Raw genomic sequence first — 24141 nt, forward strand, 5'->3', positions numbered from 1 at the left:
CGGTTCTGCGTGCAGTCGTACTTTGTCTGGAGATGGAAGAACCGTGTTCAACGCCCTTAATGCGGAAGATGCTCCGCAGCCACCCAAGGTGCTCACCACGCCTCTGGAAATCGCCGGCACCTTGCGGATGCTGCAAGACAGTCATGATCCGTTGATCATCACCTTCCATGAGCGCAGCCAACGCTTCCAGAGCTATCTGGTGGACGTCAACCGTGAACGCGGTACCCTGGCGCTGGATGAAATGATCCCGCGCGACGGCGAGCGCCACCTCGAAAACGGCGAGCCCTTTCGCATCGAAGGCTTCCACGATGGCGTACGCGTCGCCTGGGAAAGCAACGGCAGCCTGACCACCAGCGAAAAAGACGGCCACCGCATCTACACCGGCAGCCTGCCGAACGAAGTGGTCTACCACCAGCGTCGCAACGCCTTCCGGGCCGCGCTGAAACTGGCACAACTGGTCAATATCGAACTGGGTGGCGAAAAACTCAAGGCGCCGGTCAGCGGCAAATTGCTGGATATTTCCGCCACCGGCTGCAAGTTGCGCTTTGAAGGCGACATTTCCGAACGCCTGCAACTGGGCCAGGTCTACGACCGCTTCGTCGCCGCACTGCCCTTTGGCAGCATGACCACCGCCGTGGAACTGCGCTATCTGCACTTCGAAGATAAGATCAACACCACGTTCGCCGGCGTGCGCTTCCACAACATGAGCGGCCTGGTGCAGCGCCAGGTTGAGCGTTTTGTGTATCAGCTGCAGCGTGAAGCGCGGCGCTTCGACAAAGACGACGACTTTTAAAGCATAAACGGCGTAACAAAAAACGGGCAGACCCTTTGAGGATCTGCCCGTTTTTGCATTCAGGGGCGCGCCCTGCTCAAGTCGTGGGGGTGTTCGTCCGGGTCAAGGGGGTCGGGCGGCGCGTCGGCGGCGGGCTCCTCGGCCATCGGCTGCTCCGGCTCAGCCGCAGGCTCAGGTTCCACCGTCGTCTGCATCTGGTCCTGCACCACTTGCTCATCCACCCGCGGGTCAAGGGCCGCCACCAGTGGCGAGCTGGACATACTGTCAGGCATCGCCACGTGATGCAGCGGCGCATCCTCGACCTGATGCAGGTTGGTCACCGCCTTCGGCCGAATGCGCCACACCAGGATCAATGCGCACAAGCTGAAAAACGCATAGAGCATCTGGCTGCCGAACAGCTTCATGACCACACCCGCCAACAGCGGTCCGATGCTGGCGCCGACGCCGTAGGTCACCAGCAGCATGGCGGTCAGCGATACCCGGCGATCGCCTTCCACATGGTCATTGGAGAACGCCACCGCCAGTGGATACAGGCAGAACTGCACCAGCGAACACAGGAAACCCGCAACGAATAACATTTCCAGCGGCACCCGGGTCATGATCGCCAGCGGCAACGCCGCCACCGCCAGGCACAGGGCAAAACAGCGAATCAGCAGCGCTCGGTCATAACGGTCCGACAACCAGCCCAGCGGCCACTGCACGAGCAAGCCGGCAAAAATGCAGCTACCCATGAACAAGCCGACCTGCTCGGTGGTGAGCCCCTGCTGCGAGGCATACAGCGGCGCCAGGCCATAGAAAGAACCGACGATCAACCCCGCGCCCAGCACCGTGCTCAACGACTGCGGCACGCGCTTGATAAAGAAGCGCGGCTCCATCGGTGCTGGGTGCAGGGGCGCCGGGTGAATACGTCGCGTCATGGCCACCGGCACCAGGCACAGGGCAAAGCACAGCGCCACCAGCATCAGCAATTCGAGGCCGAGCTGGGGATGCATCACCAGGATCAGTTGGCCCAACACCAGGCCCAGGTAGGACGCGATCATATAGCCGCTGAACACCACGCCCCGCTGCTTGGCATCGGCCTGCTCATTGAGCCAGCTTTCGATGACCATGTACTGACACATCATCCCGAGGCCCACAATCACCCGCAGTACGATCCAGGCCGGCAGCCAGTCAACCAGCCCATGCCCCAGCACCGCCGCGCCGACAATGCCGGCACAGGTGGCATAGGCGCGAATATGCCCGACGCGGGCAATCAGACGATGCCCGATCTTGCCGCCCAACACCAGGCCGAAGTAGTTGGCCGCCATCAGCGCACCCACCCACAGGCTGTCGACATGGTCGGCCGCCAGGCGCAAGGCCAGGTAGGTACTGAGCAGGCCGGAGCCGATCAGCATCATCAAGGAGGCGAAATAAAGGGCTCGAAAAGATTTCCAGATCTGGCGCATCGGCGGTCCGAGCGGCTCCTTGCGGTGAGAGACAGGGCTATCGGCATGATAGTCCCGGGTGGCCGGTTCCGGACAGGCGGTAAAGTCTGATTCCGGGGATTATTTTGCTAGAACAGCTCAGACGCTGCCGAGTGGCATGCGAGGTACACCCTGTCGAGAAATACACGACGCACCTGCTGTGAACCTCGATCGGCGGCAAGGTTCGATCGGCTCTTGAAAAGACCTGACGCGCATAAAAAAGCCCCGCCGCAAATACTCGGCGAGGCTTCTAATCTGGTGTCCCAGGGCCGGTTCGAACGGCCAACCTTCCCCTTAGGAGGGGGATGCTCTATCCAATTGAGCTACTGGGACAAATGACAGCCGCACGACCAGGGGCGTTGCGACGGACGGCGTGCATGTTAACGGCCGAGGTGGGTTTTGTCATGTCGTCCGTGGGCTTTTTGAATGTAGGGCGATCCTTGGCCCGCTCACGCCGACTTCGCCCCGCAAACCCGGGCATCGATGGCAGGTCGTGCAAAACGCACTACCCCAAAATGCCATCATTGCAATTTGCAACGAAAGCCCTCTCCAGAACTCAACTAACTCATTGATTTTACTGAGTTAATGGATTGGCACGAGACCTGCTATATATCTTCCACACCACCTACCCAGCCACGGCGTCAAACGGAGAATGTGATCATGAACAGTGCCCTTCTGTTAGCCCTCAACGCCGTAGCCCTGGCCGCGCTGGTGATGTTCCATATCCAATCGAACAACAGCGACCCGGCGCAGATCAGCCAGGCCGTGCCCCACCACCTGCAACAACGCCCACTGCTGGCGGTGATGACGCCCAATGCTCAGTCGCCAGTACGCCTGGCCCAAGGCAACCAGGCTGCGCCCGCATCCGAACGCTGGGTTTTCTGAGGAAACCACTTCATGAGCAAATCTGCCTGGCTATTTCTGTGCCTCACCGCCGCCACCTGCGTACTGGCGTTGATCAGCGATTCGCCGGACGCCCAGACCAGCGCATTCGTCGCCAGCGGGGTTTGCGCCTGTGTGCTGCTGATGACGCTTGTCGTAGGGCGCCGTATCAAATTCGACCCGGTTCTGCGCTGAGTCCAGCCCCCCCTCCCCGCCCTACCTTACGTCGCCTGCCCTAGTAAATCGGCAAATTGCCACTAGTCTTATAGTTAAGGGCAAAGGGCCACTTTGCTATACGATGTGCGGCCTCAACCCCTGTGCGGCCTGGGTCTGCGTACGAATTGAGCGCTGGCAGCCGCGGAGAAAAAGTTTTCCAACCAGTCCGCAAAAATGCAAATGAGTGCTGGCATAAAGCCTTTAGGCAGTTCAATATTTGTCACAGAATTGACGCCAAGGAACTGGCAAATCTGAGGCATGATGCGGCCTCTTTGCAATTCGGGTTGAACTTTGGTCGTGAGTCTTGTCTTAACACTCATCTTGCGGCCAATTCCAAAAACCGCTCCCCTGAACTAACCGGTTAAATATATGCGCCCATTGAAACAGGCAATTTATTCCAGCCGTACGGCTGACAAGTTCGTCGTACGTCTGCCAGACGGAATGCGGGAACGCATTGCCGAGGTGGCTCGCAATCATCACCGCAGCATGAACTCCGAAATCATCGCGCGCCTGGAACAGAGCCTTATTCAGGAAGGTGCGCTGGGTGACGAGCTGAGCATGCGCCTGGACAGCCCCGAGTTGTCGCTGCACGAACGCGAGCTGCTGCAGCGTTTTCGCCAACTCTCCCACCGCCAGCAAAATGCCCTCGTCTCGCTTATCGCGCACGACGTCGAGGCGGCCGCAGAAGCCAATTGATCTGCAACTGAAAGCCGAAGCCAGCCATGTGCTGGCTTTTTTTTGCCTGGAGTTTGGATAGATTTTGTATCGCACGCAGCCGCTGTCGAGCCCAGCGAGACTGCGTCAGCGGTGTGTCTGATACACCGCTGACGCAGCCTCGCCGGGGCTCGACAGCAGCTATGTTAGAGAAAAGCTACCCGGGTCAGAGCAGGAAGATCGTCGCCAGGCCCAGGAAGATGAAGAACCCGCCGCTGTCGGTCATGGCAGTGATCATGACACTGGCGCCCATGGCCGGGTCTCGGCCCAGGCGTGCCAGCGTCATCGGGATTAGCACCCCCATAAACGCAGCCAGTAACAGGTTCAGCGTCATGGCGGCTGTCATTACCACACCCAGGGACCAACTGCCGTAGAGCAGGTAGGCGACCACGCCTATCACCCCACCCCACACCAGGCCGTTGACCAGACCCACTGCCAACTCCTTGCGCAGCAGCCGCGACGAGTTAGCCGTGCTCACCTGATCCAGCGCCATCGCCCGCACAATCATGGTGATGGTCTGGTTACCGGAGTTGCCACCGATACCCGCCACAATCGGCATCAACGCCGCCAGGGCCACGAGCTTCTCGATGGAGCCCTCGAACAGCCCGATCACACGGGAGGCGATAAACGCGGTAATCAGGTTGATGGCCAGCCAGGCCCAGCGGTTATGCAGCGAACGCCAGACCGAGGCAAAAATATCTTCCTCTTCACGCAGACCTGCCATGTTGAGGACTTCGGTTTCACTTTCTTCACGGATCAAGTCGACGATTTCATCGATGGTCAAACGACCAATGAGCTTGCCGTTCTTGTCGACCACCGGGGCCGAGATCAAGTCGTAACGCTCGAATGCCTGGGCGGCGTCGTAGGCATCCTCGTCGGGGTGAAAGCTCACCGTATCGCTGGCCATCAAATCCGCGACTTTCTTATCCGGATCGTTGACCAACAGCCGCTTGATCGGCAGTACGCCCTTGAGAATACCTTCGTAGTCGACCACAAACAGTTTGTCGGTATGACCCGGCAGCTCCTTGAGGCGACGCAAGTAACGCAATACCACTTCCAGGCTGACGTCTTCGCGGATGGTGACCATCTCGAAGTCCATCAGCGCGCCGACCTGATCCTCGTCGTAAGACAGCGCGGAGCGCACGCGCTCACGCTGCTGCGTGTCCAGCGCTTCCATCAGCTCATGGACGACATCACGGGGCAGTTCCGGCGCGAGATCCGCCAGTTCGTCAGCGTCCATTTCCTTGGCCGCAGCCAGCAGCTCGTGATCGTCCATGTCGGCGATCAGCGTTTCACGGACCGAATCGGATACTTCGAGCAGGATATCGCCGTCGCGGTCGGCCTTGACCAACTGCCAGAGGGTCAGTCGATCATCGAGCGGCAGCGCCTCGAGGATATAAGCAACGTCGGCGGAGTGCAGGTCATCGAGTTTGCGTTGCAACTCGACAAGATTTTGCCGGTGCACCAGGTTTTCGACGAGGTCGTTATTCGGACCTTCCTGGCGATGTGTAAGGTCTTCGACCACACGTTGACGCTGCAGCAGCTCGACGACTTGAGCCAGGCGATCCTGCAGGCTTTCTTGTGTTTTCTTTACTTCTACTTCGGTCATAGGCGAACTCCACTCCCAGCAGCGGGGCACGCCGGAAGGATCAATCAGTCAATTCATGATTGGTAAAACGGGGTACTGAGTCACTACTGGGTAAGTCCATGGAGGTATTCCATAAGCCCCGGCGGGGCTGACGGGCGCAATGATACACGTTGCGTGCGTCTTTAACGTTAAAAAACTGGAAAGAACAAGCGCTTGCGAGACAAAGTTGAGTATTGGCTGCATCTATGAACTGCGACGACGCAATGGCAAAAGAAAACACATGGAGACCGGAGAAAAACCAGAGGCCGGGATAAATCCTACCCAAATCCCAGACGGCAAAAAGCCCGCACTTGGCGGGCTTTTTGTTTGTATGGTGCACTCGACAGGATTCGAACCTGTGACCGCTCGGTTCGTAGCCGAGTACTCTATCCAGCTGAGCTACGAGTGCAGAGTGTGTTTTTAGACCAGATCACAACTGGTTGAAGCCAAGCTAACTGCATTGCTGCAACTAACTCTTAAATGGTGCACTCGACAGGATTCGAACCTGTGACCGCTCGGTTCGTAGCCGAGTACTCTATCCAGCTGAGCTACGAGTGCATTTGTTGCCGCGCATTATAGGCCGTTCAATCTCTATGTAAAGCTATTTTTTCGTTTAATTTCAACCACTTAACGAAAAAACCAGATTGCAACGTACTAAGCAAATAATGGCGGAGAACGGGGGATTCGAACCCCCGACACCCTTTTGAGGTGTACTCCCTTAGCAGGGGAGCGCCTTCGGCCACTCGGCCAGCTCTCCGCAACACGGGGCGTATATTAACCACGTTCATCCCCGTTTGCAAACATAAAAAACGATAAAAATTAAAGGCTTGGTTCTTCGTCCTTCTCTTTCTTGATCCGCAGGTAGATTTCCTCGCGATGGACCGCTACCTCTTTCGGAGCGTTAACCCCGATACGTACTTGATTGCCTTTGACGCCGAGCACGGTCACGGTGATTTCGCCATCACCGATAATCAGGCTTTCTGCGCACCGACGAGTCAGAATCAGCATACCTTTCTCCTCACGCATTTCATTCAGGAACAACAGTCTGCAAAAAAAGGCGTTCGACCCGCGACCGGATGGTCACCGTCCTAACCCCCTAAGTATTGTCGAGCGCACGTAAAAGACCATGCGCCCTACAAAAAAAGCAAAGGCGCGGTAGACCGCGCCTTCCTGGCATTACGTCACTCGCCCTGTCGGGCCGGAGCGTCCAGCTCAAAAGCGGTGTGCAGCGCGCGTACAGCCAGCTCCAGGTACTTTTCTTCGATCACCACCGAGACTTTGATTTCCGAGGTGGAGATCATCTGGATGTTGATACTTTCCTTGGCCAGAGCTCCAAACATACGGCTGGCAACGCCGGCATGGGAACGCATACCCACACCCACGATCGAGACCTTGGCTATCTTGGTATCGCCGATCACTTCACGGGCGCCAATCTCGCTCGCGGTGTTCTGCAGGATTTTCAACGCCGCATCGTATTCGTTGCGGTGCACGGTGAAGGTGAAGTCGGTGGTGTTATCGTGCGAGACGTTCTGCACGATCATGTCGACTTCGACATTCGCATCGCTGACAGGGCCCAGAATCTTGAACGCGACGCCCGGGGTGTCTGGCACGCCACGGATAGTCAGCTTGGCTTCATCGCGGTTGAAAGCGATGCCGGAAATGATCGGCTGTTCCATGGATTCCTCTTCATCAATAGTAATGAGGGTGCCCGGACCCTCTTTGAAGCTGTGCAATACGCGCAGCGGAACGTTGTACTTGCCGGCGAACTCCACCGCACGAATCTGCAATACCTTGGAACCGAGGCTGGCCATTTCCAGCATCTCTTCAAAGGTGATCTTGTCCAGGCGCTGGGCCACGGGCACGACGCGAGGATCGGTGGTGTAGACGCCGTCCACATCGGTATAGATCTGGCATTCGTCAGCCTTGAGCGCTGCCGCCAGGGCCACGCCGGTGGTGTCCGAACCGCCACGCCCGAGGGTGGTGATGTTGCCCTGCTCGTCCACACCCTGGAAACCCGCTACAACTACCACGCGACCGGCTTGCAGATCAGTGCGAATTTTCTGATCGTCGATCTGCAGGATGCGCGCCTTGGTATGTGCGCTGTCGGTGAGGATGCGCACCTGGCTGCCGGTATACGACACGGCCGGCACGCCACGCTTGTTCAACGCCATGGCCAGCAACGCGATGGTCACTTGCTCGCCGGTGGACACGATCACATCCAGCTCACGCGGCAGCGGTTGCTGGTCGCCGCTGATGGCCTTGGCCAGATCGATCAGGCGATTGGTCTCGCCGCTCATGGCCGACAGCACCACGACCAGGTCATCGCCGGCATCGCGGAATTTCTTAACCTTGTCGGCCACCTGCTCGATTCTTTCGACAGAGCCGACCGAGGTGCCTCCAAATTTCTGTACGATCAAAGCCATTTCCAAGCCGCCTCAGCCCGTAAAGGGGCGCCTAATATCCAATCAACCCACACTGAACAGCCCGCGACTGAATCACGGGCCGGTTAACAGTGCCTTAAATACCTGCCTCGACAAACGGCACGGTCAGGGCCAGGGCCGCGTCCAGGGCACCGGCGTCCACACCACCGCCTTGCGCCATGTCCGGACGACCACCGCCCTTCCCGCCCACTGCCGCAGCGGCTTGCTTCATCAAATCACCGGCCTTGAGTTGGCCAGTCAGGTCTTTGGTTACACCGGCAACCAGCACGACCTTATCCTCATGGACACTGCCGAGCAGGATCACTGCGCGGCCGAGCTTGTTCTTCAACTGATCGACCAGGGCCAACAACGCCTTGCCATCCTGACCGTCCAGGCGTGCCGCCAGGACTTTCACATCCTTGACGTCCACCGCCGAAGCCGACAGGTCGTCGCCCGCCGCGCTGGCGGCCTTGGCCTGCAGTTGCTCCAGCTGTTTCTCCAGCGCACGGTTGCGCTCCAGCACAGCGGACAGCTTGTCGATCAGGTTGTCACGGCTGCCCTTGACCAGGCTGGCCGCTTCCTTGAGTTGCTCTTCGGCCGCATTGAGGTACGCCAGCGCCGCAGCGCCGGTGACCGCTTCAATACGACGCACACCCGACGCCACGCCGCTTTCGCTGATGATTTTCAGCAAGGCGATGTCGCCGGTACGGTTGGCGTGGATACCGCCGCACAGTTCTACCGAGAAATCGCCGCCCATGCTCAGTACGCGCACGCTGTCGCCGTACTTCTCGCCAAACAGCGCCATGGCGCCCTTGGCCTTGGCGGTCTCGATGTCGGTCTCTTCGGTTTGCACGGCGGTGTTCTTGCGAATCTCGGCGTTGACGATGTCTTCCAGGGCCTTGATCTGCGCGGGCGGGATCGCTTCAAAGTGGCTGAAGTCGAAACGCAGGCGCTGGCTGTCGACCAACGAACCTTTCTGCTGAACGTGGTCGCCCAATACCTGGCGCAGCGCGGCGTGCAGCAAGTGCGTCGCCGAGTGGTTCAGCGCAGTGGCGTGGCGTACGTCGGCATCGACCTGGGTGTCGACCGGCGCACCAATGGTCAGGTTGCCCAGCACCAGCACACCGTGATGCAGGAACGCACCGCCGGTCTTGGTGGTGTCGCGCACTTCAAAACGACCGGACGTCGAACTCAGGAAACCACAGTCACCGACCTGGCCACCGGACTCGGCGTAGAACGGGGTCTGGTTCAGCACCACAACGGCTTCGTCACCTTCGTTCAACACGTCGACCGACTTGCCATCTTTATAGAGGGCCACGATCTTGGCCGAGCCCACGGTCGCCTTGTAGCCGGTGAACTCGGTGGCCACGTCGACCTTGACCAGGGTGTTGTAGTCCAGGCCAAAAGAGCTGGCGGAACGCGCGCGCACGCGCTGGGCTTCCATTTCCCGCTCGAAACCGGCCTCATCGATGGTCAGCTCGCGCTCACGGGCGATGTCGGCGGTCAGGTCCATCGGGAAACCGTAGGTGTCATAGAGCTTGAACACCACGTCGCCCGGCACCACGGTGCCTTTGAGCTCGGCCAGGTCCTGTTCCAGAATTTTCAGGCCGTGTTCCAGGGTCTTGGAGAACTGTTCCTCCTCAGCCTTGAGCACGCGCTCGATATTGCCCTGCTGCTGCTTGAGTTCCGGGAAGGCATCGCCCATCTCGGCCACCAGCGCGGCCACGATCTTGTAGAAGAAGCTGCCGGTAGCGCCCAGCTTGTTGCCGTGGCGGCAGGCGCGACGGATGATGCGGCGCAGCACATAGCCACGGCCTTCGTTGGACGGCAGCACGCCGTCGGCGATCAGGAAGCCACAGGAGCGGATGTGGTCCGACACCACCTTGAGCGAGGACTGGCTTTCATTGGCGCAACCAATGGCCGCCGCCGAGGCGCTCAACAGGTTGGTGAACAGGTCGATTTCATAGTTGGAATGAACGTGCTGCATCACCGCACTGATCCGCTCCAGGCCCATGCCGGTGTCGACCGACGGCGCCGGCAACGGATGCAACACGCCGTCGGCGGTGCGGTTGAACTGCATGAACACGTTGTTCCAGATCTCGATGTAACGGTCACCGTCTTCTTCCGGCGAGCCCGGTGGGCCGCCCCAGATGTCGGCGCCGTGATCGTAGAAAATCTCGGTGCAGGGCCCGCACGGGCCGGTATCGCCCATGGTCCAGAAGTTATCGGAGGCGTACGGCGCGCCCTTGTTGTCGCCGATGCGGATCATGCGCTCGACGGGCACGCCGATTTGCTGGGTCCAGATGTCATAGGCTTCGTCGTCCGTGGCGTACACGGTGACCCAGAGCTTTTCCTTGGGCAGCTTCAACACGCCGGTCAGGAAGGTCCAGGCGAAGGTAATCGCGTCTTTCTTGAAATAATCACCGAAGCTGAAGTTGCCCAGCATTTCGAAGAATGTGTGGTGGCGAGCGGTGTAACCGACGTTTTCCAGGTCACTGTTCTTGCCGCCGGCGCGTACGCACTTCTGGCTGCTGGTGGCGCGGGTGTAAGCACGCTTTTCCTGGCCCAGGAAGCAGTCCTTGAACTGGTTCATCCCCGCGTTGGTGAACAGCAGGGTGGGGTCATTGCCTGGAATCAAGGAGCTGGAGGAGACACGGGTGTGACCTTGCTCTTCGAAGAAGCGAAGGAAGGCTTCACGGATTTCTGCGCTTTTCATTAGGTTCTTCCACGGAGGCTGCGGCCAAAGGCCAGTGCGCAACATCATCAGACGGAGCGACGGCAAAAGGCCGCATTATATCGGCCCTTTGCCGGTGGTACAGCGTGTTTATGCGATAGAGCAGTTCAATTAGACGGTCTGCAGGCTCATTTGCGCGAAAAATCGACGAACGCCTTGAGCACCTGCTCCATCTGCGCCCGGCTGACATCCAGATGAGTGACCATACGCAGGCGTGGCGCGACGCTCAACTTGATCGCGCGTTCGTCGGCAAAGGCCTTCAACGCCTGGGCCTGGTCGCCGATCTGCACGTAGACCATATTGGTCTGCACCGGCTCCACGTCGTAACCGGCCTTGCGCAGTTCATCCCCCAGCCACTGGGCGTTGGCATGGTCGTCGGCCAGGCGCCGCACCTGGTGATCCAGGGCATACAGCCCCGCCGCCGCCAGGGAGCCAGCCTGGCGCATGCCGCCGCCGACCATCTTGCGCAACCGGCGAGCCTTGGCGATCAGCGCCGTGGAGCCGCACAGCACCGAACCAATCGGCGCACCGAGGCCCTTGGACAGGCACACCGACACCGAATCGAAATGCCGGGCAATCTCCCGCGCGTCGACCCCAAGCTTGACCGCGGCGTTGTAGAGGCGCGCGCCATCCAAATGCAGGGCCAGGTCGTGCTCACGGGTGAAGGCGCGCGCCCTGGCCAGGTACCCCAACGGCAACACCTTGCCCTGCATGGTGTTTTCCAGGGCCAGCAGGCGGGTGCGGGCGAAGTGGAAATCGTCGGGCTTGATGGCGTCCAACACTTGACTCAGGTCCAGAGAGCCGTCCGCCTGCACCTCCAGCGGCTGTGGCTGGATAGAGCCCAGCACCGCTGCGCCACCGCCTTCGTATTTGTAGGTGTGGGCCTGTTGACCGACGATGTATTCCTCACCGCGCTCGCAGTGGGCCATCAACGCCAGCAGGTTGCTCATGGTGCCGGTGGGCACGAACAGCGCCGCCGCAAACCCCAGGCGCTTGGCCAGTTCGGCTTCCAACAGATTGACGCTGGGGTCTTCACCGTAGACGTCGTCGCCGCTGACGGCACTGGCCATCGCATCACGCATGCCGGCGGTGGGTTGGGTCACGGTGTCGCTGCGCAGGTCTATCACAGTCATCAAACTGGCCTCTGAGGGGGTGGGCATGCTGTCGTAGTGATGATTACTGCGGGCAACGCCACGGAATATCAAGCCCCGTATGCATTCAATCGAATACCAACCAAACAAACCGATATAGGGTATCGATACGGCGCTCGTGCAGTTTTTGAAAAACCATGTTAAAAACTCTCCGCCGCCAGGGTTCTGGTGGCAACGTTCTCAGGGCGGGGTGCAATTCCCCACCGGCGGTAATTACACGCAATGTGTATAGCCCGCGAGCGCTTGGCGTCTTGAACTGCTCACGCAGGACGACGACAAGGTCAGCAGACCCGGTGTGATCCCGGGGCCGACGGTCATAGTCCGGATGAAGAGAGAACGGGATTGGCACCTAAGGGCCGCGCGCCTGTTTGCGCACGCGTACCCTTAAATCCCATTCGATTCATAACGCCCTGTTTTTTTCTTAAACAGGAGTCAGAACATGCAACCCACCGCTATCGACAGCAAAAGCAAAAACCATCACGGCGAGCGCGTCGCGTTTATCCAGGCCTGCTGGCACAAGGATATTGTCGACCAATCGCGCAAAGGCTTCCTCGCCGAAATGCTCGTCCAGGGCTACCAGGAATCGGACATCGACTTCTTCGAAGTCGGCGGCGCCTTTGAAATGCCCCTGCACGCCAAACTGCTGGCCAAGACCGGCCGCTACGCCGGTATCGTAGCTGCCGCGCTGGTGGTGGACGGCGGCATCTACCGTCACGAGTTCGTCGCCCAATCGGTGGTCAGCGGCCTGATGCAGGTGCAGCTGGAAACGGAAGTGCCGGTGTTCTCGGTATCGCTGACCCCACATCACTTCCATGCGGGCAGCGAGCACCATGCGTTCTTCCACGATCACTTCGTGCACAAGGGCCAGGAAGCGGCGCGCACCTGCGCCGACACCCTGCACAAGGTACGCGCGATCCGTCGCAGCGAGCCGCGTGCGGTAGCGGTCTAAGCAACACTGCAAAACCAATGTGGGAAGGGGCTTGCCCCTTCCCACATTTGGATCTCACCAGACCTCAGGAACTATGCCAATCCGGCATCCGTGGTCGGCACGATCAATATCCCCGCGCGCAAGCCGTTCTTGACCTTCGGGTTGGGGAAGATGATGCGTGCGCCCTCCTCCTCGATCACCCAGCGCGTCTTGGCCACGTCTTCGGCCAGCAAATAACCTTTTTCCAATTCCGAAAAGTTTTCCACGTCTGCCGGCAGGTGCAACAGGAACGCGTCGCTGTGTTTGATCACTTCGCGGGCAACGGCGAACAGTTGCAGGCCGTCGAGGTTGTCAGTCTCGGGCTCGGTGCCTTCGATGATCTGCTGCAGGCGTAGCTCCAGGCGCGAAACGTTCACCCCCTGGTTTTGCCCGAACGGCCGCGCCTTGCCCAGTTCCAGGGTGAAGGCCTCGGCGTCCAGCTGCTCGTAGGTAAAGGCCGAGAAGGTGATCGAGGCCTTGTTCTGCATCAGCACCGCCTCCATGCCGGCCGCGCGCAGGCGCGCAAGCTCACGCCGCGAGTGCTGGCGCCCGTCCTTCCATGGATACAGGGCGAACTGCTCGATCTTCGAACCACGAATGGCGGTGTGCAGGTCGTAATGCAGGCGCGAGCGACCCGGCTGGCTGAAGAAGCTGCGCGCCAGCTGTTCAAGCTCGGCGGCGCGCATGGCTTCGGGGCCGATGTTGCTTTCATGCCGGCCGTTGAACAGCCGGTTGACGTCCAGTTCGAGGTAACGCTCACCGCGGCGCATGGCCTCGGGGTTACCGAACAGAAACAGAATACGGGTACGGGGCTTGATCTCCCCGCGGGCGATGCCATGCAACAGGCGGTCGAGCAGTTCGATCGGCGCGGTTTCGTTGCCATGGATGCCGGACGACAGCAGCAGGTCGCAGCCGTTGTCCCGAGCCTGCGGCGGGCGCACTTCGAGCGCGCCCTCGCTGAGCCAGCGCATCTGCACGCCGTCGACAGTCAGTTGAATTTTTTGCGCCGGTTCGCGACCGGCGAGGGTCAGTTCAAGCAGTTTGCCGAGGGCGAGCATACGCAGCTTCCTTAGTGGTTGCAGCCTGGGCCGTGGACGTGATCGTCGTCATCACCTTCGACGTCGGCCGGTTCCATTTCCAGTTGCAGGCTCATCAGGTTGGTGGCCAGCGGGCGCATCAGCAGGTTGGCGTACTCGGCGTCGCCTTCTTCCACGTCCACGCCGATCAGCAGTTGCCCACGGCCGTCGTGCTGGATCCAGATCTCCTTGCCCTGCCAGACCACGGCAACGCGGGTGCAGGAGGTTTCCAGCTGGGTGCCGTCGGTGTCTTCAAGGATCAGTTTCAGGGTATCGGTCATAAATAAAATGTCTCAGCCGTGCGGCGTTAATTGATCTGGAACGGATAAACCGAGCCCAGTTTAAGGATTTGCGTCAGTTCATCCAATGCCGTGCGGCACTCAAGCAGCAATTGCGGGTCAGCCAGGTCGGTTTCGCGCAGGCTGTCACGATAGTGCTTGTCGACCCACTGGGTCAGCGTGTCATACAACGGCGCGGTCATGATAACCCCTGGGTTCACCGCCGCCAGCTCGGTTTCGTTCAGCGCCACACGCAAACGCAGGCATGCCGGGCCACCGCCGTTCTGCATGCTTTGCTTGAGATCGAACACCTTCACTTCGCGGATCAGCCCACCTGAGGCGGTGAGGCCTTGCAAGTAGCGCCACACGCGTTCGTTGGCGCGGCACTCCTCGGGCACGATCAGCAACATCGAGCCGTCAGGGCGGGTCAGCAACTGGCTGTTGAACAGGTAGGAGCGCACCGCGTCCTCGACGCTGACCTGGGCACGAGGCACGCACACCGATTGGAAGTTGCCACCCAGCGCGCCCAATTTGCCGTGCAGCTCGGCGAGCATCTGTTCGGTGTTGAGGAACGCATCCTCGTGATAGAACAGCACTTCGCCATTGCCCACCGCGATCACGTCGTTGTGGAACACACCGGCATCGATCACGGCCGGGTTCTGCTGGGCGTAGACCACGCCACCCTCCTTCAGGCCATGCAGGCGCGCAACGGCCTGGGAGGCTTCGAGGGTCTGGCGCGCCGGGTATTTCTGCGGCGCGGGGTAACGCGGGTCGAAGGCGCTGCGCCCGAACACGAAAAACTCCACGCCCGCCTCGCCATATTCACGGCAGAAACGCGTGTGGTTGGCGGCGCCTTCGTCACCGAACTGCGCCACCGCCGGCAATGCGGCGTGGTGGGCGAAGTGCTTGCCATCGGCAAACATCGCCCCCAGCACACGGCTGGTGGTCGGGTGTTCGATGCTGCGGTGGTATTTGCAGTTAAGGTTGGCGGCCGTGAAATGCACGCGACCGTCAGCCGTGTCGGCACTGGGGCTGACGGTGGCGGCGTTGGCCACCCACATGCTCGACGCCGAGCAGCTCGCGACCAATAACGGCATGGCCTGCCTGGCCGCCTGCTCGATCACCTGGGCATCGGTACCGCTGAAACCCAGGCCGCGCAAGGCCGCCACGTCCGGGCGTTCCTGAGGAGCGAGCACGCCTTGCACAAAGCCCATGTCCATCAGGGCCTTCATTTTCTGCAGGCCCTGCAACGCCGCTTCCCTGGGGTTGGAATGTTGCTGGCTGTTGCTCTGGGACGCGACGTTGCCGAAGGACAAACCGCCGTAGTTATGGGTCGGCCCCACTAGACCGTCAAAATTGACTTCATAGGATTTCATCGGCGAGGCTCCACGAACATCTGTTTTTATAGGTTTCAAATTACTTGAATACACCACAAATCAATGTGGGAGGGGCGGTGCGACGATTCGACTTGCTCCCTCCCACATTTAGGCCAGCGTAATACCGGGGGTTAGCGTGGCGGGGACTACCAAACTCGGGGTCTCCAGCGACGCCACCGGGTACGCGCAATAATCCGCCGCGTAGTAGGCACTGGCGCGATGGTTGCCTGAGGCCCCGACCCCACCGAACGGCGCGGTGCTGGCGGCGCCGGTCAGTTGTTTGTTCCAGTTGACGATGCCGGCGCGGCTTTGCAGCCAGAACTGCTGGTAACGCGCTTCGGAGTCCGACAGCAAACCGGCAGCCAACCCATACTGGGTGTTGTTGGCCTCGGCAATCGCCGCTTCGAAATCAGCGTAGCGAATCACCTGCAGCAGCGGGCCGAACAGTTCTTCGTCTTCACGCTCGGCCACGCCGGTGACGTCGATGATGCCTGGGGTCAGCAAGGCGGCCTGATCCTGGGGCTGGGTCATTTCCAGCAACGCCACGGCGCCGTTGGCCAGCATCAATTCCTGGGCTTGCATCAAGGCTTTCGCAGCACCGAGGGAAATCACCGAGCCCATGAACGGCGCCGGTTGTTGATCGAATGCGCCGACTTCGATGGTCGAACTCACCGCCACCAGGCGCGCCAGCAATGCATCGCCCCAGGCGCCTTGCGGCACCAGCAGGCGGCGGGCGCAGGTGCAACGCTGGCCGGCCGAGATAAACGCCGACTGGATAATGGTGTAGACCGCCGCATCCACGTCGGCCACTTCATCCACCACCAGCGGGTTGTTACCGCCCATTTCCAGCGCGAGGATCTTGTCCGGGCGCCCGGAGAACTGCTGGTGCAGGTGATTGCCGGTACGGCTGGAACCGGTGAAGAACAAACCGTCGATGCCTGGGTTGGCCGCCAAGGCGATGCCGGTCTCCCGCGCGCCTTGCAGCAGGTTCAACACGCCCGCCGGCAGACCGGCTTCGATCCAGCACTGCACGGTCAGTTCGGCGACCTTGGGGGTCAGCTCGCTCGGCTTGAACAGCACGGTGTTACCCGCCAGCAAGGCCGGGACGATATGCCCGTTGGGCAAGTGCCCAGGGAAGTTGTAAGGACCGAACACCGCCACCACGCCGTGGGGCTTGTGGCGCAATACGGCGGTGGCGTCACCCAGGGGGCCGCTCTTCTCGCCGGTGCGCTCGCGGTAGCTTTGCACCGAGATCGCGATCTTGTTGGCCATGCTGGTGACTTCGGTGGCCGACTCCCACAGCGGTTTACCGGTTTCCTCGCCGATGCAGCGGGCGATTTCATCGGCGCGACTTTTAAGGGTGTTGGCGAAGGCCTCCAGCACGCTGATGCGCTCTTCCAGCGAGCGCCGCGCCCATGCCGGAAACGCCTGGCGCGCCGCCTGCACGGCAGACTCGACCTGCTCGGCGCTGGCGCCATTGCCGGCCCACAGCACTTGTTGGGTCACTGGGTTGCGTGATTCAAACAACTCACCCTGGCCGGCCAGCCAGCTTCCTGCGATATACAGCGAATTCATTATTTCGACTCCCGAGCAGCGGACAACGGTACGGCGCGCACTTGATCACCCACCACCAGTTGCAGGCGCTTGGCGGTCTGAGGATCAACCACCAGGGTGCCCGCGGCCAGGCGGGCCGGCGCGGCGGTGATACGGCAGTCTTCGCGCTTGCGGTTATGGATCAGGAACGGCGTGGCGTCGTCCCCGGGCGTGCCGATGGCCAACACCAACGACTGGCTGTCGCGCACCGCGCGGATCTTGGCGGTTTCACATTCCACCGCCGGGCCGGCGTCGAAGATGTCGACATAGCCCTGATAGCTGAAGCCTTCGCTCTTGAGCATGCTCAGCGCCGGTTCGGTGTCCGGATGCACCTTGCCGATCACGTTGCGCGCATCCTCGGACAGGAAGCAGCTGTACAACGGAAACTTCGGCATCAGCTCGGCAATGAACGCCTTGTTGCCGACGCCGGTGAGGTAGTCGGCCTGGCTGAACTCCATCTTGAAAAAGTGCCGGCCCAGGCTTTCCCAGAACGGCGAACGCCCGGCCTCGTTGGACACGCCGCGCATCTCGGCGATGATCTTGTTGCCGAACAGTTGCGGGAACTCCGCGATAAACAACAGGCGCGCCTTGGCCAGCATGCGGCCGTTGAGGCCGTTGCGGTAATCGGCATGCAGGAACAACGAGCACAACTCGGAATTGCCGGTGAGGTCGTTGGCCAGGAACAGCGTCGGAATCTCGCGATAGATATTCAGCTCCTGGGAGGCGCTGACCGTCAGGCCCACCCGGAAGTTGTACCAGGGCTCGCGCAGGCCCACGGCACCGGCGATGGCGGAAATACCCACCACGCGGCCTTCGTCGTTTTCCAGCACGAACAGATAGTCGGCATCCCCGCGCCCGGCTTCGCCGCGGAAGGTTTTTTCGGCCCAGCCCACGCGGTGGGTCAGGCGCTCTTCGTTGGCCGGCAAGGTGGTCAGGCCGGTACCGGTGCTGCGCGCCAGATCAATCAGGGCCGGTAAATCGCTGCTGCGTACGGGACGAACGATCATGCTATCTCCTCGAACGGGCCGCTGTTGTCAGCCACCCGCGAAACTCTCTTTTTAAACCGCAACCAGACGCACACTGGCGCCTTCGCCAACACCCAAGGCTTCGGCTGCCGCCAAGTCCAGTGTCACGGGCTTGCCGGGCGCGTAGTCCAGTTCCAGCATCACCGCGCGGTAATCCTGCAACTGCGCATTGCTCACCAGGTACTGGCGGCCGACCCCCTTGACCATCTCGCCGATCTTCACCGGCACCACGCGGCTCTGAGCGATCGAGCGAATGCCCGAGACGCGCGCATGCAGCGTCGGGCCACCGTCGAAAATGTCGATGTAATGGTCGGTCTCGAAGCCTTCGCGCATCAGGATGTCGAAGGTGATCTGCGCACGCGGGTGCACCTGGCCCATGGCTTCCTGGGCTTCGTCCGGCAGCAACGGCACGTAGATCGGGTAATGCGGCATCAGTTCGGCGAGGAAGGTGCGGCTTTTCAGCCCGCACAGGCGCTCGGCGGCGGCGTAGTTGAGGTCGAAGAAGTTGCGGCCGATGGCGTCCCAGAACGGCGAATCACCGTTCTCGTCGCTGTAGCCGACGATCTCGGTCACTACCGAGTCGGCAAAGCGCTCGGGGTGGCTGGCGACGAACAACAGGCGGCCACGGGAGTTGAGTTCCGACCACGGCGAACCGACCAGCTCGGGCACCACGTAGAAACTGGTGAGCAGGCTGTTACCGGTGAGGTCGTGGCATTGGGAAAGCACGTGGATCTTGTTATGGATCTTCAGCTCGCGGGAGGCGTGCACGAACGTTTCGTTACGAAAGCTGTAGAACGGCTCTGAATAACCAGCCGAGGCGACGATGGCCGAGCAGCCCGCCAACTTGCCGGTCTCGGTGTCTTCGAGCACGAAGAAATAGCTTTCTTCACCGTTGAAACTCACCTCGGCCGCAAAGGAAGCTTCGCTGGCGGCGATCTTGTCGCTCAGGCGTTCCACATCGTCCGGCAAGGAGGTGACACCAATCGGGCTGTCTGCAGCCAGACGCTGTACCTCGCCCAGATCAGCCATTTGCGCGGGGCGCATCACCAGCATGGTGTCACTCCTTAACTCGAAAAACTCATAGGAAAAAATACCAGGCACAATCCACAAACCAGTGAGGTCCAGTGTGGGAGGGGCGGTGCGACGATTCGACTTGCTCCCGATGGCAGTGTGTCAGTTGATAAACGAATTGACTGACACACCGCCATCGGGAGCAAGTCGAATCGTCGCACCGCCCCTCCCACATTTGGATCTTCACCGCTCCAACTGACGGGCCCGGCACAAAAATTCGGGTTCGATGCTCAATCGCTCGGGCATCGAACGGTCCATCATGCTTGCGTCAGTGTTTTTACAGCCCGCTCAAAACGATCCAGGCCTTCGTTGATGTCCGCGTCTTCCACCACCAGGCTCGGCGCGAAACGCACCACGTCCGGGCCGGCTTGCAGGATCATCAGGTTTTCTTTTTCGGCCGCGTTGAACACGTCCTTGGCCTTGCCTTTGAACGCATCGCTCAGCACGCAGCCGATCAACAGGCCCATGCCACGCACTTCGGTGAAGATGCCGTACTGTTTGCCGATCTGTTCCAGGCGCGCCTTGAACTGGTCGTGCTTGGCTTTCACACCGGCCAGCACTTCGGGGGTGTTGATCACATCGATCACGGCTTCAGCCACCGCGCACGCCAGCGGGTTGCCGCCGTAGGTGGTACCGTGGGTGCCCACCACCAGGTGCTTGGCCAACGCTTCGGTCGTCAGCATCGCGGCGATCGGGAAACCACCGCCCAGGCTCTTGGCGCTGGTGAGGATGTCCGGCGTCACGCCGTAATGCTGGTAGGCAAAAAGATGGCCGCTGCGGCCCATGCCGGTCTGCACTTCGTCGAATACCAGCAGCGCGTCGTTGGCGTCGCACAGCTCGCGGGCACCTTGCAGGTAGGCCAGTTCGGCCGGCAGGACACCGCCCTCGCCTTGGATCGGCTCCAGCACGACCGCACAGGTCTTGTCCGACACGGCGGCTTTGAGCGCAGCCAGATCGTTATACGGCACGTGGGTAATACCGGTAATTTTCGGGCCGAAACCGTCGGAATACTTGGACTGGCCACCGACGTTGACGGTGAACAGGGTGCGGCCGTGGAAGCTGTTCAGTGCAGCGATGATCTCGTACTTTTCAGTGCCGAAACGGTCGAACGCCACGCGACGGGCCAGCTTGAACGCGGCCTCGTTGGCCTCGGCGCCGGAGTTGCAGAAGAACACGCGCTCGGCAAAGGTGGCGTCGATCAGCTTATGGGCCAGGCGCAGGGCCGGCTCATTGGTGAAGACGTTGGAGACGTGCCAGAGCTTGTTGGCCTGTTCGGTCAGTGCACCGACCAGCGCCGGGTGGGCGTGGCCCAGCACGTTGACCGCGATGCCGCCGGCAAAGTCGATCAGCTCGCGACCCGCCTGGTCCCACACGCGGGACCCTGCGCCACGCACAGGAATGAACGCGGCAGGGGCGTAGTTGGGAACCATGACCTGGTCGAAATCGGCACGTTGCACCGGGGCTTGCTCAACGGACATCGGAGTCTCCTGAAGAGGAACGCCTGCCTGGAACTGGCGGGCGATGCAGGGATTGTAAGGACAGTTTTCAGCGCGGCCTTGCCGCCAAGCGACAACTTCTTATAGCGCAAACCCAGGTTTTACACGGGTTTACGCCAATGCGACATATAGCATCGCAATGGCGCAGTTTAAACGGATGACAGGGATTTGCGGCAGCACCGTAGGAATTTTGCGCTATCGCGACAGCAACGCACGCACGCGCATCCTCAGCCGCGCTCGGACGGCACCGAAGACAATTCAAACGGGCTGCTGCTGCGCCGCTGGTTGCGGTCTTCACGCGGGGTGGCGCCGAAGAAGTTGCGGTAGGCGCTGGAAAAGTGCGGCCCCGAGGAAAAGCCGCATGACAAACCGATCTGGATGATCGACTTGCTGGTTTGCATGAGCATCTGGCGCGCCTTGTTCAGGCGCAGTTCCAGGTAGTACTGGCTGGGGACGCGGTTGAGGTACTGCTTGAAGATCCTTTCAAGCTGTCGTCGCGACACGCACACGTGCTGGGCGATTTCGTCGGTGGTCAGCGGCTCTTCGATATTCGCCTCCATCAACAGCACCGCCTGGGTCAGCTTCGGATGGCTGGAACCCAGGCGGTTCTGCAATGGGATACGCTGGCGCTCGCCGCCTTCGCGGATGCGCTCCACCACCAGCTCCTCCGACACCGCGCCGGCCAGTTCGGCGCCGTGATCACGCGCGAGTACCGCCAGCAGCAGGTCGAGCACCGACATGCCACCACAGGCGGTCAAACGATCACGGTCCCAGTCGAACAGGTGGCTGGTGGCGATGACCTTGGGGAAGCGCTCGGCAAAATCGTCCTGCCAACGCCAGTGCACGGCGGCGCGGTAGCCATCGAGCAGACCGAGCTGGGCCAGTGGGTACACACCCGCCGACAAACCGCCGATCACACAACCGGCGCGCACCAGTTGCTTGAGGGCAGAGCTCAGTTGCGAGGCGATCACGGTCGGCGGTTCGTCCGCCAGCAGGAACAGCTTCTGGAACCCTTCCAGCTTGCCGGCCCAAGGCTCGCCCGGCAGTTGCCAGGCGCCATCGGTGGCCGGCTCGGCGAGCAAAAACGACAACTCGTAGATCACCTCCGGATGCACCCGCTGAGCAACGCGCAAGGCCTCCTCAGCCAGCGCAAGCGTGAGTGCTTTTGTGCTGGGCCAAATCAGGAAACCAATTTTATGGGCGGTCATGGAGGGCTATCCGAAGCGAGTAACGGTAATGAAGACAAAGGCCAATGCTAGCCGGTAAACCAGCACAAATCTCAAAAACGATGAAGATCCAAATGTGGGAGGGGGGCCTGGCTCCTCCCACATAAAGCAGCGCCAACAGGAAAGGGCTATTTCAAGCTGCCGGAGAGGAACTGCTGCAACCGCTCGGATTGGGGATTGACCAGCACTTCCCTCGGGTTGCCGCGCTCTTCAACAATGCCTTTGTGCAGGAACACCAACTGGTTGGACACTTCACGGGCAAAGCCCATTTCGTGGGTCACCACCACCATGGTGCGGCCTTCCTGGGCCAGGTCCTGCATCACCTTGAGCACCTCACCGACCAGTTCCGGGTCGAGCGCCGAGGTGGGTTCATCGAACAGCATCACCTCCGGTTCCATCGCCAGGGCACGGGCGATCGCCACGCGCTGTTGCTCGCCGCCGGACATGTGGCCGGGGAACGCATCCTTACGATGGCCCACGCCGACCTTGGCCAGGTAGTGCTCGGCCTTTTCGCGGGCTTCTTTCTTCGAAACGCCCAGCACGTGCACGGGGGCTTCCATCACGTTTTCCAGCGCGGTCATGTGCGACCACAGGTTGAAATGCTGGAACACCATGGACAGGCGCGAGCGCATGCGCTGCAGCTGTTTAGGATCGGCGGCCTTCAGCGCGCCGTCTTTGTTGGCGACCAGTTTCAGCTCTTCGTTGTTGAGCAGAATCTTGCCGGCGTGGGGTTGTTCCAGCAGGTTGATGCAGCGCAAAAAGGTACTTTTGCCCGAACCGCTGGAACCGATGATGCTGATCACATCACCGGCCGCGGCGGCCAGGGACACGCCTTTGAGCACTTCATGACTGCCATAGCGTTTATGCAGGTCTTGGACTTCAAGCTTGTACATGCGGTCGGTTCTCACAAAAACAGGTGGTCAGTCGTTGAGCAAGCGCCCGTGTCGCAGCGCGTCGCGCCCCGCCACCTTGGCCAGCCAAAAACCCGCTTGGGCATAACGTAGCCGTTCAACGGCAAACAACACCCCCGAGGTGCCCGCGCACAGAATGCTCACGCGGTCTTCCAGGGGGTCAATCACTTCAAAAATCGCTTCGCCCTTCTCAACCCAGTCGCCGGCTTTACGCAGGTAGCTGATCACCCCGGCGTGAGGCGCGAACAGTAACTCGGTGCCTTCGAACGGCAGGCCTTCGCACGGCTCAAACCGCGGCGCCGGCCATTCGCCCTTGATCAGGCCCTGCTCGGCGAGGAACGCGAGGATGCCTTCGGCGTGGAAGATCGCTTCATCGCGGCCGGTGTCGGCCTGGCCGCCCAACTCGAGGGTCGTGGCCAGGCACGCCAGCGGGATTTGCGCTTCGGGGAACCTGCGCGACAGCCGCAACCACGGCAGCGAGCACGCTTCATCAAACGAACTGCCGCCGGAGTCTTCCGCCAGCAGGCCGACCTTCACATTCAAATGCGCCGACAGCGAACGCCATTGCGGCCAGTGCTGAGGCAATGCGTACATGTGCAGCGCGGCTTCGGCGTCGCAGTGCAGGTCAAGCACCACGTCGGCGGTGCAGGCGTGGCTCAGCAGGATGCGTTGCATACCTTGCAACTGGCTGCTCGGCGCGGGCAGCGCGGTGAGCGCATCGCTCATGGCCTGGCGAATCATGCGCACATTGGCGTGGGCATCATCGCCCAGCTTGCCGTCCAGCAGCGCCGCGACCGGTTCGCTCAACTCGACGAAATCGCGGTTGAAATTCTTGCCGCTGCCCACCTCGAAACGCCCCTGGTGGCTGCCTTGCAGCAACTGGCCCAAGCCCATCGGGTTAGCCACCGGCACCAGCTCGATCACGCCGTTGAGCGCGCCCTGCTGTTCCAGCTCGGTGAGGCGCTTTTTCAGTTCCCAGGCGGCGCGCATGCCGGGCAGTTCATCGGCATGCAGGCTGGCCTGGATATAGGCCTTGCGCTCGCCGCTGCCAAAGCGAAACACACTCAGCTGGCGTTCGCAGCCCAGGTGACCCCAGGGCAACAGGTGATCGATACGTTCCAT

At 60.8% G+C, this 24141-nt stretch carries 21 protein-coding genes, 4 tRNA genes and 1 riboswitch; of the genes, 5 read left to right on the forward strand and 20 right to left on the reverse strand.

Annotated elements, in window-relative coordinates; genetic code table 11:
• Positions 1–43 precede the first annotated feature (43 nt).
• On the forward strand, positions 44–793 hold the full coding sequence (locus PSH66_RS22535; protein WP_305427685.1) for a flagellar brake protein: 750 nt from the start codon (positions 44–46) through the stop codon (positions 791–793).
• Positions 794–852: 59 nt separating this feature from the next.
• On the opposite strand, the gene PSH66_RS22540 is transcribed toward PSH66_RS22535, so the two are convergent.
• Positions 853–2238 carry an MFS transporter gene (locus PSH66_RS22540; protein WP_141063288.1) on the reverse strand — a complete coding sequence of 462 codons (1386 nt, stop codon included), beginning with the start codon at positions 2236–2238 and terminating at the stop codon, positions 853–855.
• 274 nt (positions 2239–2512) lie between these two features.
• A tRNA-Arg gene (locus PSH66_RS22545) sits at positions 2513–2589 on the reverse strand.
• 327 nt (positions 2590–2916) lie between these two features.
• On the opposite strand from PSH66_RS22545, the gene PSH66_RS22550 reads away from it, so the two are divergent.
• The 3 genes from PSH66_RS22550 to PSH66_RS22560 all read left to right on the forward strand — a co-directional run bounded on the left by PSH66_RS22550 (position 2917) and on the right by PSH66_RS22560 (position 4050).
• Positions 2917–3141 (forward strand): hypothetical protein, encoded by a 225-nt coding sequence (locus PSH66_RS22550; RefSeq protein WP_003175641.1) that lies wholly within the window; start codon positions 2917–2919, stop codon positions 3139–3141.
• Between the two features lie 12 nt (positions 3142–3153).
• Positions 3154–3333, forward strand: coding sequence for a PA3371 family protein (locus PSH66_RS22555; protein WP_003175642.1), 180 nt, complete (start codon positions 3154–3156; stop codon positions 3331–3333).
• A gap of 390 nt (positions 3334–3723) precedes the next feature.
• Positions 3724–4050, forward strand: a complete 327-nt coding sequence (locus PSH66_RS22560) for an Arc family DNA-binding protein (RefSeq protein WP_003175643.1) — start codon at positions 3724–3726, stop codon at positions 4048–4050.
• Between the two features lie 184 nt (positions 4051–4234).
• Here PSH66_RS22560 and mgtE read toward each other — a convergent pair whose 3' ends face one another.
• The 8 genes from mgtE to ltaE form a co-directional block, all read right to left on the reverse strand.
• Positions 4235–5677 carry a magnesium transporter gene (gene mgtE, locus PSH66_RS22565; protein ID WP_003175644.1) on the reverse strand — a complete coding sequence of 481 codons (1443 nt, stop codon included), beginning with the start codon at positions 5675–5677 and terminating at the stop codon, positions 4235–4237.
• Between the two features lie 350 nt (positions 5678–6027).
• Positions 6028–6104 (reverse strand) — tRNA-Arg (locus PSH66_RS22570).
• Positions 6105–6176: 72 nt separating this feature from the next.
• Positions 6177–6253: transfer RNA gene (locus PSH66_RS22575), tRNA-Arg, on the reverse strand.
• Positions 6254–6361: 108 nt separating this feature from the next.
• Positions 6362–6452 (reverse strand) — tRNA-Ser (locus PSH66_RS22580).
• Between the two features lie 62 nt (positions 6453–6514).
• Entirely contained in the window at positions 6515–6703 is a 189-nt protein-coding gene (csrA, locus tag PSH66_RS22585) for a carbon storage regulator CsrA (protein ID WP_003175645.1), read from the reverse strand.
• Positions 6704–6876: 173 nt separating this feature from the next.
• A complete protein-coding gene (locus PSH66_RS22590) occupies positions 6877–8118 on the reverse strand; it encodes an aspartate kinase (protein WP_003175646.1) in 1242 nt (413 codons plus the stop codon).
• A gap of 94 nt (positions 8119–8212) precedes the next feature.
• Complete coding sequence (alaS, locus tag PSH66_RS22595; RefSeq protein WP_003175647.1) at positions 8213–10831, reverse strand: alanine--tRNA ligase; 2619 nt, start codon at positions 10829–10831, stop codon at positions 8213–8215.
• A 146-nt stretch (positions 10832–10977) separates the two neighbouring features.
• Complete coding sequence (gene ltaE, locus PSH66_RS22600; RefSeq protein ID WP_305427686.1) at positions 10978–11982, reverse strand: low-specificity L-threonine aldolase; 1005 nt, start codon at positions 11980–11982, stop codon at positions 10978–10980.
• A 190-nt stretch (positions 11983–12172) separates the two neighbouring features.
• A riboswitch (FMN riboswitch) is annotated at positions 12173–12342 on the forward strand.
• A gap of 97 nt (positions 12343–12439) precedes the next feature.
• On the opposite strand from ltaE, the gene PSH66_RS22605 reads away from it, so the two are divergent.
• Complete coding sequence (locus PSH66_RS22605) at positions 12440–12949, forward strand: 6,7-dimethyl-8-ribityllumazine synthase (RefSeq protein ID WP_003175649.1); 510 nt, start codon at positions 12440–12442, stop codon at positions 12947–12949.
• Positions 12950–13020: 71 nt separating this feature from the next.
• Here PSH66_RS22605 and astE read toward each other — a convergent pair whose 3' ends face one another.
• The 10 genes from astE to PSH66_RS22655 all read right to left on the reverse strand — a co-directional run bounded on the left by astE (position 13021) and on the right by PSH66_RS22655 (position 24141).
• Positions 13021–14025: a succinylglutamate desuccinylase gene (gene astE / locus PSH66_RS22610; protein ID WP_003175650.1), complete on the reverse strand. Its 1005-nt coding sequence runs from the start codon at positions 14023–14025 to the stop codon at positions 13021–13023.
• 11 nt (positions 14026–14036) lie between these two features.
• Positions 14037–14324 (reverse strand): hypothetical protein, encoded by a 288-nt coding sequence (locus PSH66_RS22615; protein WP_003175651.1) that lies wholly within the window; start codon positions 14322–14324, stop codon positions 14037–14039.
• Positions 14325–14350: 26 nt separating this feature from the next.
• A complete protein-coding gene (astB, locus tag PSH66_RS22620) occupies positions 14351–15697 on the reverse strand; it encodes an N-succinylarginine dihydrolase (protein WP_003175652.1) in 1347 nt (448 codons plus the stop codon).
• A gap of 108 nt (positions 15698–15805) precedes the next feature.
• Positions 15806–17275: a succinylglutamate-semialdehyde dehydrogenase gene (gene astD / locus PSH66_RS22625; protein WP_305429641.1), complete on the reverse strand. Its 1470-nt coding sequence runs from the start codon at positions 17273–17275 to the stop codon at positions 15806–15808.
• Positions 17272–18297, reverse strand: coding sequence for an arginine N-succinyltransferase (gene astA / locus PSH66_RS22630; protein WP_003175654.1), 1026 nt, complete (start codon positions 18295–18297; stop codon positions 17272–17274). Before astA ends, astD begins: the two co-directional genes overlap by 4 nt.
• A gap of 51 nt (positions 18298–18348) precedes the next feature.
• Positions 18349–19368: an arginine/ornithine succinyltransferase subunit alpha gene (gene aruF, locus PSH66_RS22635; RefSeq protein WP_003175655.1), complete on the reverse strand. Its 1020-nt coding sequence runs from the start codon at positions 19366–19368 to the stop codon at positions 18349–18351.
• Between the two features lie 275 nt (positions 19369–19643).
• Positions 19644–20864, reverse strand: coding sequence for an aspartate aminotransferase family protein (locus PSH66_RS22640; protein WP_003175656.1), 1221 nt, complete (start codon positions 20862–20864; stop codon positions 19644–19646).
• Positions 20865–21109: 245 nt separating this feature from the next.
• Complete coding sequence (gene argR / locus PSH66_RS22645; protein ID WP_003175658.1) at positions 21110–22090, reverse strand: transcriptional regulator ArgR; 981 nt, start codon at positions 22088–22090, stop codon at positions 21110–21112.
• A gap of 146 nt (positions 22091–22236) precedes the next feature.
• Positions 22237–23001 carry an ABC transporter ATP-binding protein gene (locus tag PSH66_RS22650; RefSeq protein ID WP_003175659.1) on the reverse strand — a complete coding sequence of 255 codons (765 nt, stop codon included), beginning with the start codon at positions 22999–23001 and terminating at the stop codon, positions 22237–22239.
• 27 nt (positions 23002–23028) lie between these two features.
• Positions 23029–24141: a succinylglutamate desuccinylase/aspartoacylase family protein gene (locus PSH66_RS22655; RefSeq protein ID WP_078734376.1), complete on the reverse strand. Its 1113-nt coding sequence runs from the start codon at positions 24139–24141 to the stop codon at positions 23029–23031.

The sequence above is a fragment of the Pseudomonas sp. FP597 genome (genome assembly GCF_030687435.1).
In the GTDB taxonomy this organism is placed as follows: domain Bacteria; phylum Pseudomonadota; class Gammaproteobacteria; order Pseudomonadales; family Pseudomonadaceae; genus Aquipseudomonas; species Aquipseudomonas lactucae.